This is a genomic window from Kutzneria sp. NPDC051319 (assembly GCF_040682195.1).
Lineage (GTDB): Bacteria > Actinomycetota > Actinomycetes > Mycobacteriales > Pseudonocardiaceae > Kutzneria.
Map to the genome: position 1 here is coordinate 193875 of NZ_JBFBAM010000012.1, position 16429 is coordinate 210303.

A 16429-nucleotide genomic window follows, 5' to 3' on the forward strand; every position below is an offset into this window, starting at 1 on the left:
CCACGGTGAGAGGAGCCCCGATGACCACCTACCAGACGTTGCGCGTGCGCCCGACCGATCCCGGCGTGCTGACCGTGGCGATCGACGCGCCGCCGATGAATCTGATCGGTCCCGAACTCGTGCGCGACCTGGTCACGCTGCTGGGTGAGCTCGAGTCCGGCGACGACGTCCGGGTGGTCGTGCTGGAGACCGCCGACCGCGACTTCTTCGTGCCGCACGTCGACCTCACCAAGATCGCCGAGTACACCGCCGAGGCGGCCAAGGCCGGCGGTTCCGACGACGCCTCGCTCGGCATGCTGCTGCACAGGTTCAGCACCCTGCCCGTCGTTCTGATCGGCAAGCTGCGCGGGCGCGCCCGCGGCGCCGGCAGCGAACTCCTGCTGGCGTCCGACATGCGGTTCGCCGCCCAGGAGAACGCGATCATCGGCCAGCCGGAGATCGGCTTCGGCGCCCTGCCCGGCGCCGGCGGCATGCAGCACCTGGCCCGCCTGCTCGGACGTGGTCGAGCGATGGAGGCGATCCTGGGCGGCGACGACTTCACCGCCGAAGAAGCCGAGCGGTACGGCTGGGTCAACCGGGCGCTGCCCGATGCCGAACTGGACGAGTTCGTCGCACGCTTGGCCCGTCGCATCGCGTCGTTTCCGCCCGAGGCGGTCCGCGTCGTCAAAGAGACGCTCAACGACTTGACGCTTCCGCCGGCCGAGTCGATTCGCGCCGACGCGCGGACGTTCCGTCGGCTCGCCGCCACGGAGTCGTTGAAGGACCGATCGGCTGTGTTGTTCGCCGATGGGCTGCAGACCCGTGGCGTGCTCGAACTCGAGTTGGGCGACCGCATCGGCTCGTTGGGAAGCTGATCGCATGCGGAAGACCGACTTCAGCGGCAACACTTGTCCCATCGCGCGCACGCTCGGCGAGGTCGGTGACTGGTGGTCGCTGCTGATCCTGCGTGACGCCTTCGCCGGCCTTCGCCGGTTCGGTGAGTTTCAGGAGAGCCTGGGCTGCGCCAAGAACATCCTCAGCGCCCGACTGTCGAAACTGGTGGAACACGACCTGCTGCGTCGCGTGCCGGGCTCGGACGGCAGCGCGTACCAGGAGTACGAGCTCACCGACAAGGGCCGCGACCTGCGACTGGTCCTCGTCGCACTTCGGCAGTTCGGTGAAAATCACCTTTTCGGCGACGGCGAGGAGTGGTTCAGCCTCGTCGACGTCCGTGACGGCGAACCCGTCGCGCCGCTGGAGATGCGCGCGAGTGACGGCCGTCTGCTCCGCGCGGACGACGTCGAGGTCCGCACCGTGCGACGGAATTCCACATCGTGAAGTAGACGGATGATGGTCGACCGCATTGACGTGCGGATCGTCGAAGGCGGTGTCGGCGTCGGTCCTGCTGCACGATCATCGCAACCTCGGTGCCAGCACCGGAACGCCGCGTAGCGACGTCAACGTGTGGCCGCAGATCGCCGACTCGCGGCGGTCGTCGTACAGGTTCCCGTCATCGACGGTGCCGCCGCCGGTCAGCGAGGGGTTCCGCCGGACGTCCGCGTCGTGTTGGAGCAGGAGTTCGACGCCGACGAGCGCGGCCCAACTCACCGGCGAACCGCCGGTGACCCGCGCTGGTCAGCGGCGATCCTGCCGTCCCGGCCTTCTATTGCGACCCGGACGCCGTCTCGGCCTACCTAGGGCAGCTGCCCGACGGTGTCGAGTTCGAGAATCGGGTGACTTGAGGTCGATGGGCCGGATGTGGATGTACCGGCCTGGGCAGTGGACCGACCAGATGTCGCCAATCCCGGTACGGATCTCCAACTGCGGCCCTACGAGGATGCGCTGGAATCCAAGCGGCTCGTGCTGCTCGACGGCGACCACTTCGCCTCATACGTCGAGGAGCGCGCCCGTCGCTATAGGCGCGGCGGTAGAGTAGTTCTCCGGGCATCTCAAGCCCTGAGCTGAACGTTCTCCGGGCGGCCGCCGCCACGGAGAAAATTGCGGAGGCCGGTGTGCGGTTCTCGGTCGAGGTTGGCCTCATCGGGAGTTCCCATAGGCATCTGCGCCGCCGAGAATCATCCGGTCGATCATGAAACCGACCACTGGATCGGTATCCCGGTCGAGGCGTTCGTGGACGCGGAGGTCAGCCCGGTGGTTGGCCTCGGATCTGCCGATGACATGGTCCTCGGTGGTCGTGGCCACGGCCGCCGTCGTCGGCAAGCTGTCGGTCGGCGGAGCGTCCCCACGGTGCCCGATGCGGCGATCGTGGGAGGCCGACGCCCACTTCCTCTGATCAAGCCATTGGCAACGACAGGTGTGCTTGCTGTTCGTTGCTGGAAACGGTATGCGGCGTTTGCGAAATTATCGTTCGACCGTTCGCGTGTCACTAATGCATGTTCGCACAAAATTCGATTCCGGCTGATGTGCGATTGTGGGGAAGGTTGCCTCGGTTCTCCTGTTCAGAACTCGTCGTTCGAGTTCGATCTCCCGATACTCGGCCTCGGTTGCGCTTCGGTGGGCGGTTGCCCTTTGTCGGCACCTCCGCGTCGCCCCGGGCGACGAGAGGTGGTCTGCAACCGTCTCGGTCGTAATCGCCCTGGGGGCAACTGCCACGACGGCAGGCTGGGATCGGAGGGAAGGCCGGATTGGCCGTGGCTCGCCTCCGTGAACGCAGCCGGTGCGGCTCTGGTTGGGATCGGCTACGTCTGACAAACGGTCGACGCCATGATCGGCGAACAGCCGTGTGGGTGGCACCATTCGTCGCAATGACTGGCCGGGGGGTTGTCCGCGCTACTTCTCAGAGTGCGACGGTGCCGGCACTGTCGGTATTTCGCGCAGGTATGTTCGGAATCTCGACGATCGGCGCGTTTGGCCCTTGTTTTCCCGATATGCGCCCGACTGCGGTTGTGTGCTGACCACCCCGCAGCGGCGTTCTCTTCGACCCGCTACCCGATCGTGCCGTCGTTCGCGGCCGAAGAGTCGCACTCCGTTGTCGCGCCGCCTGCAGCGGTCGCGGCCGTGCGGGCCGGCGACTCCGCACCCGCCGTGGGCTGGGCGGACGCGAACCTGAACGGCCCGTCGGCGAGCTCGCATGTCCAGGGCTTGGAGAGGGAAGTCACAAAGGAGGCCATGGGCCTGTGGTCAACCGACCACAGGCCGTCATACCCGCAGGTGGAAAAGCGCGCCCCCGGCAGGACTCGAACCTGCGACCAAGTGATTAGAAGTCACTCGCTCTGTCCGCTGAGCTACGGAGGCTTGAGGCATGCCGGCGCACGCCCCGTGAGGTACATCGCTTCAGACGCCCAAGTCGTTTCCGGTTGACCCTCATTCGGATGATCACGATATGGACAACCACCGTGGGTGCCGATTTCTGTACGCGGTGTTGTCAATCCGTCTTCGGGTTCACCGGATCGGGGCGGCGCTTGAAGCGCGCACCACCAGTTCCACATCCAGCCTGACGGGTCTGCTCGGTCTGCCGCCGTCCAGCAGGGTCAGCGCCAGCTCGCCGGCGAGCCGACCCTTCTCGACCAGCGGCTGACGGACCGTGGTCAGCGGCGGATCCGCGACGCCGGCCGGCGGCGTGTCGTCGAATCCGACCACCGAGACGTCCTGCGGCACCGACAATCCCACGTCGCGGGCACCCTGGAGGGCACCCAACGCCAGCTCGTCGGACATGCAGAGCAGTGCCGTCGGGCGGGGGTTCTGCTGTAACAACCATCGGGCGGCCGTCCGGCCGTGCTCGCGGTCGCTGGTCGCGGCCTCCCAGACCGGCACGCCCTCGGGGGCGATCCCGATGGCCGTCAGCGCGTCGATGTAGCCGCTCAGCCGTTCGCGCGTCACGCGGAAAGGCGACCCCGTGCGACGCTCCGGAGCAGCCGGACCGTTCCGTCCGTCCGGCTGAAGGGTGAGCGAGATCACTCCGAAGTCGCGGTGTCCCAATTCCGTCAGATAACGGCCGGCCGCCTGGGTTCCGCCGAAGTCGTCGAGTTCGACGCGCGCCGCGCCGCCCGTCGCCGGCTGGTCCACGACCACCATCGGCAGCCGACGTTGGCGCACCGCCGTCAGTGCCGGTGCGGTGTCCGGCAGCGAGTAGGCCACGACAACATCCGCCTGCGCGCGAGCGACGCTGTCCGGGCGTGGTCCGCCCGACTCGTTGCCGGCCAGCAGCACCAGTGCGTGATCGCGGCCGTCGACGGTGGCGGCCAGGGCGTCGAGCATGATCGTCAGCGCCGGGTCGGAGAACGCGCTGGACAGGCCCGATCGCAGCATGAAGGCGACCGCGGCCGACTTTCGCGTCGCCAGGCTGCGGGCGACCGGGTCCGGACCGAGATATCCCAGCCGGTCGGCGACCTCGAGAATGCGCGTGCGCAGGCCGGCCGAGAGCTGGTTGGGCCGGTTGTAGGCGTTGGACACCGTGGCCCGCGAGACGCCGACGGCACGGGCGACCGTGTCCAGCGTCGGGCGGCGGGTTTGCTCGGTGTCCACGAGGTAGAGCGTAGTTGGCGCGGAGGGGTGGACCGACCCGCTGGACTCTTCTGAAGCGCTTCAGTACAGTCCGTTCCAGTCGAAGGGGGTACGAATGCTGGCCAAGAGCACCGCTGTCTTCATCGTGTTCGTGCTCAACGGAGTCGTGTTCGGTTCATGGGCCGCACGCGTGCCGGCGCTGGCCGCCCAGGTCGGCGCCACCCCGGCCGGGCTCGGGTTGTCGCTGTTCGGCGTCAGCGTCGGGCTCATCGTCGCCGCGCCGATCGCCGGACGGCTCTGCGCCGCCTACGGCTCGCGTGCCGTCATGGTGCTCGGCTGCGTCACGGGCTTCATCGTGCTGCCCGTGCTCGGCCTGACGACTTCGCCGCTGCAACTCGGCCTCGTGCTGTTCGCCCTCGGGCTGACTGTCGGCACCCTCGACGTCTCCATGAACATCGCCGCGGTCACCGTCACCCGGCTGCTCGACCGTCCGCTCATGCCCGTGTTCCACGCCGGGTTCAGCGTCGGCGGCCTGGTCGGCTCCCTCGCCGCCGCGTTCTCCGCCGCCCTGGCGTGGAGCCCGTTACGTCAGTTCACGATCCTCGCGGTGCTCGGCGTCGTCGCCGTGGCGGTCATCGTCACTTCGCTGCCCGCTGAGGCAGGGGAGCGGTCCCGTACCCGCTCGGGTGACGTCGTTGCCGCCGGTCCGTCGCCCATGCGGCGGCCCGTGCTCTGGCTGCTGGCCCTGATTGCCCTGTTCTCCGCCGTCGCCGAGGGCGCCTCGGCCGATTGGTCCGCGCTGTTCCTCGTCCGGGAACGCGGCGTGCCCGACTCCCTCGCCGCCGCCGGCTACTCGGTCTTCTCCATCGCGATGGCGTTGACCCGCCTCTCCGGTGAACGGGTGGAGCGCCGCTGGGGGCCGTACCGAATGCTCGGTTTCGGCGCATTTCTCGCCGCCGTCGGGCTTCTCGCCGCCGTCACCATTCCTGTTCCCGGCGTCGCGTACATCGGCTTCGCTTTCGCCGGAGTCGGGCTCGCCTACTCGTTCCCCGTCACCATGAGCCTCGCCGGCGCCGCCGGTCGCCGGGCCGACGGCACCGGCGGCGAGCGCGAGATCGGCTTCGTCACCACCATCGCCTACGCCGGCTTTCTCGGCGGTCCGCCGCTGCTCGGTCAGCTGGCCCAGTGGAGCGGCCTCGGCTTCGCGCTCGGCGCCGCCGCCGTCATCGCGGCGCTGATCGTGCCCGCCGTGCTTGTCGTGATTCGCGCCCGTCGTCGGGAATGCGCACCACCGGCAGTCGGTGCGCCGACGATGTGAGCTGCGTCGCGGCCTACCCTCAAGCACGTGGCCGAAGACGTCGTGACCGCCGAGCCCACGCCCGGCGCACTGGTTCGCCGACCCGCCGGCATGCTCCCGCTGCTGTTGATCAGTACCGTCATCGCCGCGCTGGTCGCGGCCGTGCTGACGCTGTTCTCCGGTAGCGAGCTGCTGTACACGAACCTGGGGCTGCCCGATCCCGGCGCGATCACCCGCTACGGCATCACCGTCGTGCGCGTCCTGACCGAGGCCGCTTCGACCGTGTGCGTCGGCGCCCTGCTCTTCGCTGCCTTCCTCACCTCACCGCAGCGTGTCGGCCGCCTCGCCGTCGACGGCTACGCCGCCCTTCGCACCGCCGGCTGGTCCGCCGTCGTCTGGTGCGTCGGCGCCCTGCTCGAGGTGCCCTTCACCCTCGCCGACGCCGAGGGCAAGCCGGTCAGTTTCATGCTCAATCCCAGCGTCCTGTTCAGCAGCATCAACATCGTTGAACAGGCCGAGGCCTGGGTCATCACCGCCGTCATCGTCTTCGTGCTGGCGCTCGGCTGTTTCTTCGTGCTGTCGTGGGGTTGGACCGCCAGCCTGTTCTTCGTCGCCCTGATCGGTCTCGTCCCCGTAGCCGCGAGCGGGCACTCGTCCGCCGGTGGCTCCCACGACCTCGCCACCAACAGCCTGCTGTACCACCTGATCGCCGCCGCCATCTGGGTCGGCGGGCTCGTCGCGTTGCTCGCCCACGCCCGCCGCCGGGGCGCCGACCTGGGCCTCGCCACCAGCCGCTTCTCCAAGGTCGCCCTGGTCTGCTGGATCATCATGGCCGCCTCCGGCGTCATCAACGCCCTGGTCCGGCTGCCCGTCACCGACCTGTTCACCACCTCATACGGCCTGCTCGTCCTGGCCAAGATCGCCCTGCTCGCCGTGCTTGGCGTCATCGGCTACTTCCAGCGGGAACGCGGCGTCAAGGCCGTCGTCGCCACCGGCTCGGGCCGTGCCCTCATCCGGCTCGCCGGTGTCGAGGTGCTGATCATGTTCGTCACCCTCGGCGTCGCCTCCGCGTTGGCCCGAACTCCACCGCCGCAGGACGTCTACAGCGCCGTCGGCGACGTCGAGCGGCTCATCGGCTACCCACTCGCCGGCCCGCCCACTGTGTTCCGCCTGCTCTTCGACTGGCGTTTCGACCTCGTGTACGGCACCGCCGCCATCCTCGGCATCGTTGTCTACCTGGTCGGCGTTCGACGACTGCGTAAGCGTGGCGACCAGTGGCCCGTCGGCCGCACCGTCGCCTGGGTCGGTGGCTGCGCCGCCATTCTCTTGGCCACCTCGTCCGGCATAGGCCGTTACGCCACCGCCATGTTCAGCGTGCACATGGGCGAGCACATGATGCTCAACATGCTCGCCCCGCCACTGCTTGCCCTCGGCGGTCCCGTCACCCTCGCCCTTCGGGCTTTGCCCACCGCCGGCAAGGACCGTGCGCCCGGACCTCGTGAATGGCTGCTTGTCGCCGTTCACTCGCCGATCGCCCGTGTCCTCACCCACCCCGTCGTCGCCCTGGTGCTGTTCGTGGGTTCCTTCTACGGCCTGTACTTCTCCGGCCTGTTCGACGCTGCCCTCAACTACCACTGGGCGCACCTCGTGATGAACGCCCACTTCCTCCTGGTCGGCTACCTCTTCTATTGGCCCGTCATAGGCATCGACCCCACCCCTCGCCGCCTGCCTCCCCTCGGGCGCCTGGGCATGGTCTTCGCCTCCATGCCCTTCCATGCCTTCTTCGGCGTCATCCTCATGAGCATGCAGACCGTGATCGGCCAGAACTTCTACCGATCGCTCTCTCTGCCTTGGGTGACCAACGAGCTCTCCGACCAGCATCTCGGCGGCGGCATCGCCTGGGCCGCAGGTGAGATCCCCCTCTTGGTTGTCATGCTCGCCCTTCTCGCCCAGTGGGCCCGCACCGACGAGCGCGCCGCCCGCCGTTCCGACCGACGAGCCGACTCCGACGGTGACGCCGACCTCAACGCCTACAACGCAATGCTCCAGCAGCTCAGCGAGGGTGGCGGCCCCACCAAGTCCGAGTAACCATCCACCTGCAGCCTCGCTGACTCTCGCTCCCGGACTTCACTGCTCAACCAGGGCGTCCGTGCAAGGCCTGACCACCACCACAAATCCGTGCTTTCGTCGGAAATGCGAACGACCCCGTCGGCACCATCGCCGACGGGGTCGTTCGCGCTCAGTTCAGTTCGTCCGACGGAAGTTTCGCGTCGCGATGTACCCGCCAACCAACGCGATCACTCCGGAGATAGCCAGCGACGCGAACAACGTGTACGCCGGGTTCGCTTCCCAGATCGTCGTCGCCAGCCCGCGCGAGGCGAAGATCGCGTAGCTCAACGGGTTGATGTTGGCGATCACCTGCACCCAGCCCGGCATCGTCGACACCGGCATGTAGGCGCTCGAACCGAACATCAGCGGGAACATCGTCAGGAACGCGACCGCCTGCATCGTCTCGGCCTTCTTCACCCACGTCGCGATCGCCAGGAAGAGCCAGCCCAGGCCCCAGCCCACGACCAGCGACACCAGCAGTGCGGCCGCCACACCCATCATGCCGCCGGCCGGCGTGAAGCCGAACAGCAGCGCCGCGGCGATCAACATGACGATCAGTTGGATCGCCATCCGCACCGTGTCCGACAGGCTTCGTGCCAGCAGCACCGAGAACAGGCTGACCGGCATCGAGCGGAACCTCGCGATCACCCCGTTCGACATCTCGGTCAGCAGACCCACCCCGGAGCTCATCGCCGAGGTCATCGCCGTCGTCACCAGAGTCGACGGCAGCAGGTAGTTGATGTACGAGCCCCACTGGTGCAGGCTGCCGAGCTTGCTGATCCCGCCGAAGACCTGGCTGAACAGCAACAACATCACCAGCGGCTGTAGCAGGCTGAAGAACAGCATTCTCGGGTCACGCAGGAAACTGTTGAGCGATCTCTGCGTGAGGACCCACACTTGCGTGGCGAAGCTGCTGCCGTGCCAGCCCAGGTCGTCACGCCGCGGTGCCTCGTCCGTCGGCGTCGTGGCTTGAACTGTCGTGGTCATGGGATTTTCCCCCTCATCCGGCTCAGGCGGCCGGGACTTCGGTGTTGACGGCCAGATACACGTCGTCGAGCGTCGGCTCGGTGAGCGCCAGTTCGCCCACCTCGACCCCCACCTCGTCGAGCGCCCGCACCACGGTCGCCAGGTCGGTCGACTTCTCCACCGGCGTCGAGACCGAATGCCGCGCCTTGTCGTGAACCGGGTGCAGTCCAGCCTGGGACAACGCGTTCAAGGCTGTCGCCGCATCCTGCGGCTCGGCCAGAACCACGCTCACCGTGCGCTTGCCGACGCCCGCCTTGAGCTCCGCCGCCGTGCCGGCCGCGACCACCTTTCCCTTGGACAGCACCGTGATGGAGTCGGCCAGTCGGTCCGCTTCCTCCAGGTACTGCGTGGTCAGCAGCACCGTGGTCCCGTCGCCCACCAGGCCCTCGACGATCTCCCACAAGCCGATCCGGCTCAGCGGGTCGAGGCCCGTCGTCGGTTCGTCCAGGAAGATGACGTCCGGCCGACCTACCAGGCTCGCGGCCAGGTCCAGCCGTCGCCGCATGCCGCCCGAGTACGTCTTCGCCGTCCGGTCCTTCGCCTCCATCAGGTCGAACGTCTCCAGCAGGTCACTTGCGCGCGCCGTCGCCTGCTTCTTGGTCGCTCCCAACAACCTCGCGATCAGCACGAGGTTGTCGAGACCGGACATGTTCTCGTCGACCGACGCGAACTGCCCGGTCAGGCCAATCCGCCCACGCACCTGGTCGCCCTGGCTCACCACGTCCAGCCCCGCCACCGACGCCGACCCCGAGGTCGGCTTGAGCAGGGTCGTCAGCACGTTCACCAACGTCGTCTTGCCGGCTCCGTTGTGGCCCAGCAGCCCAAGCACCGTCCCCCTCGGCACCGAGATGCTCACGTCTTCCAGCGCCTTCACGGCGCCGAACGCCTTGCTCACGTTTCTCGCTTCGATCATCACTTCGGTCATCGCGGGTCCTTCCCCCCTCGCTTCGCCTTGACGGCAACGGCTCCGTTCGTGAAGATGTCGACGATTTCCGCCACGAACGACTCCGGTTCCTTCTGGTCGAACTGCGCCGTCCGCATCGCCTGCATCCTCGTCATGAAGGTCAGGCCCATCAGATAGCCCGCCGCCCGATCGGCCGGCAGCCGCAACTGTTCCTGGCCCGACGACAACAGCGCCGAGATCGCCGTGGTCGTCCGCTCGAACTCGTCCATCATCGGCGGCTTCGCGTCCTTGCCCGACGCATCGTCCTTCTTGTGGTCTTCGTTCGGCCGATAGCCGGTGGCGCCCAGCGTGTGCATCAGCGTCCCCAACCGAGCCGCCATCTCGTCGATCATCGTCATTGCCTCGATCAGCCGGCTCGTCAGCGGCTGGTCCACCGAGATCGCGTCGATCCGCTCAACCAGTTCCCGCGTCCGAAACGCCCTCAGCACGCAGAAGTCCAGCAACTCCTGCTTGTCCTTGAAAACCCGGAAGATCGTGCCCTCCGCGATCCCCGCCGCCTTGGCGATCTGCCCGGTGGTGACATGCGTGCCGTGCTCGGCCAACAGGGGGATCGCTGCCAGGGCGATGGCCTCCTGCCGGTCCTCCGTGCTCATAGCAGGAGCGCGCCGACGGCGTGGGGGTGACTCGGTGGACATGCCATCAGCTTATGAGTGTGGACTCACTCACGCAATGAGTTATCACTCATAGGGCAGGCGCAGTCGGCCCCACCTGCGGAAGTTGGATCCACGCCTCGGTGCCACCGCCGTTCCGTCGGCTCATCCACGCCCGACCACCGTGCCCCTGCACGACCTGCCTGACGATCGCCAGCCCAAGCCCTGACCCCGGCATCTGCCGCGCCTCCTTCGTCCGGTGGAACCGCTCGAAGACCCGCTCCAGGTCGTCCTCCGCGATCCCTGGACCACGATCCGCGACCTTGACCTCCACGCTGGCGCCCCACTGCCGCACCTGTACCTCCACTGGAAGTCCTGGAGGCCCCCACTTGGCTGCGTTGTCCAACAGGTTCAGAACCGCGCGCTCGAGAGCGTTCGCCTGCCCTCTCACCATCGCTGGAGTCTCCATCAGCGTGAAGTCGACCTGCGGCGTCCTAGCCCTCGCGCGAGTCATGGCGGACCGCACGACCTCGGCCAGGTCGATCTCCTCGACTTCTTCCCCCGATCGCGGATCCCGCGCCAGCTCCACGACTTCTTCGATCAGATGATCAAGCTCGCGCATCTGGGCCTGCACGTCTTGGAGCAGTCGCTGCTTGTCCGCAGACTCCAGTTGCCGCTCCGGATGATTCTCGGCGCGCAGTAGCAGGTCGACGTTTGTGCGCAGGCTCGTCAACGGCGTGGCCAACTCATGGCTTGCATCCTCCACAAGCTGACGCTGAGCATCGCGTGAGGCGCCGAGCGCGTTGAGCATTGAGTTCATGCTCTCCGCGACACGCGTGACCTCGTCGGGATCTCGTTGATCAACCGACACCGCGGCGCTGAGATCCTGTGTGCTGGCAACATGTTCAGCGGCCGCGACCACCCGATTCACCGGCCGAAGGCCCGCACGCGTAAGCCAGTAGCTCAGCACGCCGGCTGCCGCGATGCCGACACCGCCCGTCAGTGCGAGCACCAAACCAAAGCTGGCCAGCGTTCCGTTCATCTCGCTCAGATCGATGGCGATCTGAACTGCGTGTCCGTTCGGGCCGGTCTGCTTCGTGCGAATCCAGCGAGTGAGAACGCGGTACGACGTGCCGTTGATCTTGACGTCTTCGGTCGTGTCGTAAAGTTCGCGCCGGGCGACCTGGCGGTCAGCGGCCGAGACGGGGATCGAGGCCTGTCCGACGGGCGTCAAAGACGATCCGTCCGGGAAAACCGTCTGATACAGCGGCGTGTCGGGACCACCGCTCTGCACGGTGGACCGCATTCCGGCGGAGTCGATCTTCACCGCGAAGACCACCTGCCGATCGAGTCGCTCGTTCACCACGTTGCTGAGCTGGTCGCGGAGAAGCAGCCAGGCGGCAACGGAAACACCGATCACGGCGACTGCGACCGCAGCCGCCGACACGACGCCGAGGCGCCGGCGCAGCGACGGTCGTCGTCCTTTCACGCTGTCTCCGACTCCTTGAGGACATAGCCGACTCCGCGAACAGTGTGCACGAGGCGTGCCTCGCCGTGCGCTTCCAGCTTCCGGCGCAGGTAGCCGATGTACACATCCAGGCTGTTGGAGCCTGTGCCGAAGTCGTAACCCCAGACCTCGGTGAACAACACCGACCGCGACAACACACGCCGTGGATGCCGCAGAAGCAGTTCGAGAAGGTCGAATTCGGTGCGGGTGAGCTCGATCAAACGTTCGGCCCTGAGCACCGTGCGTGCGGTGACGTTCAGTTCAAGGTCGCCGAAGGCGAGTTTCTCGCTACCGCCTGTGTCGGTACGCCGGAGCAGCGCCCTCAGCCTGGCAAGCAGTTCCTCCAGCGCGAATGGTTTGACGAGATAGTCGTCAGCTCCCGCGTCGAGGCCGGTCACACGGTCGCCGATGGCGCGCCGCGCGGTCAGCATCAAGACCGGCACTCGGTCCCCGGTCGCCCGTAGTCGCCGGCACGTTTCGAGCCCGTCGATCACCGGCATCATCACGTCGAGCACGACTGCGTCCGCCGGCCTGGCCGCTTGGGACTTGAGAGCTGAGTCGCCGTCTGCTGCGAGCTCGACCTCGTATCCCTCGAACCGGAGGCTGCGACTGATGGACTCGCGGACCGCGGGTTCGTCGTCTACGACCAGGACGCGCATGACGTCATCCTCACCGACATCCACCTCAGCCGCGATTGTTCACAGCAACCTCTCAGTTGCTCAGGCGGCGTCCGCGACCGGAGCTGGACCGATCGTCCAGATCGTGCTGCTATGACCGACCCGGATGCGGTCGACCGGGCAGTTCGTGAGAGCAGCGGCGTGTTCGTCGCAGACAAGACCACGGCCGAAAAGCGTGGATTGGCCGCCGTCGAGCCAGCGCACTGTGAACGAGATCTCGCGCGGCGACGCCTTGGCTGCGCAACGCTGGTGTATGCATGCACTGCCGTCGGTGGCGGAGTGCTCGTGCGCAATCGAGGAGCCATCACTCGAAAGTGGCAATGCTGACGCGTCTGGCCAGACCGGGCTGATGGCTACAGCCGGCTGCAGGTCTTCGTTGTGGTCAGGCGCTGCGGCCCTGTGCCGATCGCCGAGGTCGCTCGGTAGCTGACGAGCTGTGGCCTCCGCGCCTTCGTGTTGTGCCGAACTGTCGACGTCGTGGCTTCCATGAGCCTGCGATGCCGTGCTGGGGCTTGTGGCTTCGGGTGCGCTGGAGTGGGCTTCGGTCTGTGCGTCCGCGGTGTTTGTGGGTGCCGCCGGAAGCTCGGTGCCCTGGGGCTCTGACGCCGCCCGCGACGGATAACCCACCAGTTCGAGGCAGTGGGTGTGGACGACGCGTTGCAGCGCCTCCGGACTGGTACGGGTGGCGATCAGCTCGATCCAGTCGTGCTCTATGCCTTGGACTGTGCCGGAGCCCAGTCGATCCACAGCGCGGACAAGCGTCGTCGCATGGGCCCAAGTGATGGCGCCGGACTGCAACGCAACGAACGTGCACGGCAGCTGTTCGCGCAGCCGGATTGCGGACACCGCAAGTTCATTGGCTTCACGGCCAGAGAGATGACACTCGCTCCTGAGCAACGCGGCGGCCGTTGCGTGGCCAGTGCGTTCGTGGACGCCCTGCGCGATCGCGACTGCTACGGCATGACTCAGGGCTGCGCGCACAGTTGATTCCAGACGAGCGAGATCTCGCACCGTCTCGAGGAGTTCGCTGTCGGTTCGATCTCCTTCGGTAAGACTTAGTGCTTTGGCCAGCAGTGTGGGTACGTTCCATGGTTCCTGCATGGGCTACTCCCGTGAGTTCGGCTGTCATTCAAGCTAAGCGTCCGAGAGGGGTTTTGCAACTGTCCTGATTTGCCCCTGGTGTCGGCGGCCGCATATACCACGCTCAATCAATTCTTGAGCCAGTTCAAGATCGACCTGTGGATAACTTTTCTTGATCTTGAGTTGTCCACAGGCGGTGGTTGGGCCACTTTCGCCGCACGCTGCTGGCGTGCACAGTGGAGACGTCGGTGGTCGACGGGGTGTAGTGCGAGTCCGTGGACCGATGTCTATCGCGAAGGATGGGGCCAGTGTTCGAAACAACAGTGACTGTCGTGGGTAACGTCGCGACGGATGTCGTTCTACGTCAGACTCAGGACGGAAGTCCCTCTGTCGGCTTCGGTGTAGTCTCGACCGAGCGCTACCCCGATGCGAAGGCGGGTGGGTGGACTGACGGGAACAAGCTTTTCGTGTGGGTGTCCGGATGGAAGCGGCTCGCGACTGGAGCTGCCGCATCCTTGAAGAAGGGCGACCCTGTCATCGTCACAGGCAAACTTCGTGTGGAGGAATACGAGAAGGAAGGCGAGAAACGAACACTGGTCAAAGTCGCCGCGACGGCAATCGGACCGAATCTGGCGTTCTGCACGGTCGATGCCCGGCGGAACGGCCCCGAGGACGTCCCGCCGTTCCTGCGGTCGATCGACCTCGACCAGGTCACTGGCGAGCAGTTGCCGCCTTCGTTGTCTGCGGTCGCTGTGTGAGGTAGGTCGGCGCATCGGCCGATCGCGGCCCCCGGCGCCCCCGCTGCCCCTGATCCCGGTCACGCCTGCGTGACCGGGATGTCAGCAAGAGTGAGGTCCGCCACCCCGCGCTAGGTGGACACGTCCGTCGTCCTCGCCTGACGGGTCGTCACCGCAGGTGAGATGGGCCGAACGGCGGTACGGGACATCCTGGACGTTCCACGTTCGCGTCAACTTCTCTGACTCGTCCCGCCCGTTCGTGGCTACCGAGGTTCTGGTCCTCTCCTCGTCGCTCTACGATCGCGCCCATGGCCGAGTACATCTACACCATGAAAAAGGCGCGGAAGACGCATGGGGACAAGGTCATCCTCGATGACGTCACCACCGCGTTCTACCCGGGCGCCAAGATCGGTGTCGTCGGCCCGAACGGCGCTGGCAAGTCGAGTGTCCTCAAGATCATGGCCGGTCTCGACCAGCCGAGCAACGGCGAGGCCTTCCTCAGCCCCGGTTACACCGTGGGCATCCTCCTCCAGGAGCCGCCGCTCAACGAGGAGAAGACCGTCCTCGGCAACGTCGAGGAAGGCGTCGGCGACATCATGGTGAAGCTTCACCGCTTCAACGAGATCGCCGAGCTCATGGCCACGGACTACTCCGAAGAGCTCATGGACGAGATGGGCAAGCTCCAGGAGGAGCTTGACCACGCCAACGCATGGGACCTCGACTCCCAGCTCGAACAGGCCATGGACGCTCTCCGCTGCCCGCCGCCCGATGCGAACGTGACGCAGCTGTCCGGTGGTGAGCGCCGCCGAGTCGCGCTGTGCAAGCTGCTGCTGAGCAAGCCCGACCTGCTGCTCCTCGACGAGCCCACCAATCATCTGGACGCCGAGAGTGTGCTCTGGCTCGAGCAGCACCTCGCCCAGTACGCCGGCGCCGTCCTCGCCGTCACCCACGATCGCTACTTCCTCGACAACGTGGCCGAGTGGATCATGGAGGTCGACCGTGGCCGAGTGATCGGTTACGAGGGCAACTACTCCACGTACCTCGAGAAGAAGGCCGAGCGGCTCGCCGTCCAGGGCAAGAAGGACGTCAAGCTGCAGAAGCGCCTCAAGGACGAGCTCGACTGGGTGCGGTCCGGCGCCAAGGCCCGCCAGGCCAAGTCGAAGGCCCGCCTTCAGCGCTACGAGGAGATGGCCGCGGAGGCCGAGCAGAACCGCAAGCTCGACTTCGAAGAGATCCAGATCCCGCCCGGCCCGCGTCTGGGCAGCGTCGTGGTCGAGGCCAATGACCTGCGCAAGGGCTTCGGCGACCGCGTTCTCATCGAGGGCCTGTCCTTCGACCTGCCGCGCAACGGCATCGTCGGCGTCATCGGACCGAACGGCGTCGGCAAGACCACGCTGTTCAAGACCATCGTGGGTCTGGAGAAGCCGGATTCGGGCACGGTTCGGATCGGTGAGACCGTGAAGCTGTCCTACGTCGACCAGAACCGCTCCGGCATCGACCCGAAGAAGACCGTGTGGGAGATCGTTTCCGAAGGTCTCGACTACATCCAGGTGGGTCAGACGGAAATGCCGTCGCGCGCCTACGTCAGCGCCTTCGGCTTCAAGGGCGCCGACCAGCAGAAGCCGTCGGGCGTGCTGTCCGGAGGCGAGCGCAACCGCCTCAACCTCGCGTTGACCCTCAAGCAGGGCGGCAACCTGATTCTGCTCGACGAGCCGACTAACGACCTGGACGTCGAGACGCTCGGTTCGCTGGAGAACGCCCTCGAGCAGTTCCCCGGCTGCGCGGTGGTCATCTCCCACGATCGGTGGTTCCTTGACCGCGTCGCAACGCACATCCTGGCCTGGGAAGGCACCGAGGAGCAGCCGGCGAAGTGGTTCTGGTTCGAGGGCAACTTCGAGGGGTACGAAGCGAACAAGGTCGACCGACTGGGTATTGACGCGGCCCGTCCGCATCGCGTGACCCACCGGAAGCTGACACGAGACTGAGGCGGCAATCGATC

General features: G+C 66.6%; 15 protein-coding genes and 1 tRNA gene. 6 read left to right on the top strand and 10 right to left on the bottom strand.

Features of this window, described 5'->3' with window-relative positions; genetic code table 11:
• The first annotated feature begins 20 nt into the window (after positions 1 to 20).
• Together AB0M73_RS15460 and AB0M73_RS15465 are read left to right on the top strand one after the other, a co-directional pair.
• On the top strand, positions 21 to 854 hold the full coding sequence (locus tag AB0M73_RS15460) for an enoyl-CoA hydratase/isomerase family protein (RefSeq protein ID WP_363891257.1): 834 nt from the start codon (positions 21 to 23) through the stop codon (positions 852 to 854).
• A 4-nt stretch (positions 855 to 858) separates the two neighbouring features.
• Entirely contained in the window at positions 859 to 1317 is a 459-nt protein-coding gene (locus AB0M73_RS15465; RefSeq protein WP_363891258.1) for a helix-turn-helix domain-containing protein, read from the top strand.
• A gap of 75 nt (positions 1318 to 1392) precedes the next feature.
• Here AB0M73_RS15465 and AB0M73_RS15470 read toward each other — a convergent pair whose 3' ends face one another.
• The 4 genes from AB0M73_RS15470 to AB0M73_RS15485 all read right to left on the bottom strand — a co-directional run bounded on the left by AB0M73_RS15470 (position 1393) and on the right by AB0M73_RS15485 (position 4464).
• On the bottom strand, positions 1393 to 1587 hold the full coding sequence (locus tag AB0M73_RS15470; protein ID WP_363891259.1) for a hypothetical protein: 195 nt from the start codon (positions 1585 to 1587) through the stop codon (positions 1393 to 1395).
• 429 nt (positions 1588 to 2016) lie between these two features.
• Positions 2017 to 2181 (bottom strand): hypothetical protein, encoded by a 165-nt coding sequence (locus AB0M73_RS15475; protein WP_363891260.1) that lies wholly within the window; start codon positions 2179 to 2181, stop codon positions 2017 to 2019.
• A 980-nt stretch (positions 2182 to 3161) separates the two neighbouring features.
• Positions 3162 to 3234, bottom strand: a tRNA-Arg gene (locus AB0M73_RS15480).
• Between the two features lie 147 nt (positions 3235 to 3381).
• Positions 3382 to 4464, bottom strand: a complete 1083-nt coding sequence (locus AB0M73_RS15485) for a LacI family DNA-binding transcriptional regulator (protein WP_363891261.1) — start codon at positions 4462 to 4464, stop codon at positions 3382 to 3384.
• Between the two features lie 94 nt (positions 4465 to 4558).
• On the opposite strand from AB0M73_RS15485, the gene AB0M73_RS15490 reads away from it, so the two are divergent.
• Complete coding sequence (locus AB0M73_RS15490) at positions 4559 to 5761, top strand: MFS transporter (protein ID WP_363891262.1); 1203 nt, start codon at positions 4559 to 4561, stop codon at positions 5759 to 5761.
• Between the two features lie 90 nt (positions 5762 to 5851).
• Entirely contained in the window at positions 5852 to 7828 is a 1977-nt protein-coding gene (locus tag AB0M73_RS15495) for a cytochrome c oxidase assembly protein (RefSeq protein WP_363891285.1), read from the top strand.
• Between the two features lie 156 nt (positions 7829 to 7984).
• On the opposite strand, the gene AB0M73_RS15500 is transcribed toward AB0M73_RS15495, so the two are convergent.
• The 6 genes from AB0M73_RS15500 to AB0M73_RS15525 all read right to left on the bottom strand — a co-directional run bounded on the left by AB0M73_RS15500 (position 7985) and on the right by AB0M73_RS15525 (position 13714).
• Complete coding sequence (locus AB0M73_RS15500; protein WP_363891263.1) at positions 7985 to 8836, bottom strand: ABC transporter permease; 852 nt, start codon at positions 8834 to 8836, stop codon at positions 7985 to 7987.
• Positions 8837 to 8858: 22 nt separating this feature from the next.
• Positions 8859 to 9800 carry an ATP-binding cassette domain-containing protein gene (locus AB0M73_RS15505; RefSeq protein ID WP_363891264.1) on the bottom strand — a complete coding sequence of 314 codons (942 nt, stop codon included), beginning with the start codon at positions 9798 to 9800 and terminating at the stop codon, positions 8859 to 8861.
• Entirely contained in the window at positions 9797 to 10432 is a 636-nt protein-coding gene (locus tag AB0M73_RS15510) for a helix-turn-helix domain-containing protein (RefSeq protein WP_363891265.1), read from the bottom strand. Before AB0M73_RS15510 ends, AB0M73_RS15505 begins: the two co-directional genes overlap by 4 nt.
• An 88-nt stretch (positions 10433 to 10520) precedes the next feature.
• On the bottom strand, positions 10521 to 11918 hold the full coding sequence (locus AB0M73_RS15515) for a HAMP domain-containing sensor histidine kinase (protein WP_363891266.1): 1398 nt from the start codon (positions 11916 to 11918) through the stop codon (positions 10521 to 10523).
• Entirely contained in the window at positions 11915 to 12595 is a 681-nt protein-coding gene (locus tag AB0M73_RS15520) for a response regulator transcription factor (protein ID WP_363891267.1), read from the bottom strand. Before AB0M73_RS15520 ends, AB0M73_RS15515 begins: the two co-directional genes overlap by 4 nt.
• A 60-nt stretch (positions 12596 to 12655) precedes the next feature.
• Positions 12656 to 13714 (bottom strand): hypothetical protein, encoded by a 1059-nt coding sequence (locus AB0M73_RS15525; RefSeq protein ID WP_363891268.1) that lies wholly within the window; start codon positions 13712 to 13714, stop codon positions 12656 to 12658.
• A 287-nt stretch (positions 13715 to 14001) separates the two neighbouring features.
• Here AB0M73_RS15525 and ssb point away from each other — a divergent pair, with 287 nt between their 5' ends.
• Both ssb and ettA read left to right on the top strand, forming a co-directional pair.
• Entirely contained in the window at positions 14002 to 14451 is a 450-nt protein-coding gene (ssb, locus tag AB0M73_RS15530) for a single-stranded DNA-binding protein (protein ID WP_363891269.1), read from the top strand.
• 287 nt (positions 14452 to 14738) lie between these two features.
• Positions 14739 to 16415 (top strand): energy-dependent translational throttle protein EttA, encoded by a 1677-nt coding sequence (ettA, locus tag AB0M73_RS15535; RefSeq protein ID WP_043718115.1) that lies wholly within the window; start codon positions 14739 to 14741, stop codon positions 16413 to 16415.
• The last annotated feature ends 14 nt before the right edge of the window (positions 16416 to 16429 follow it).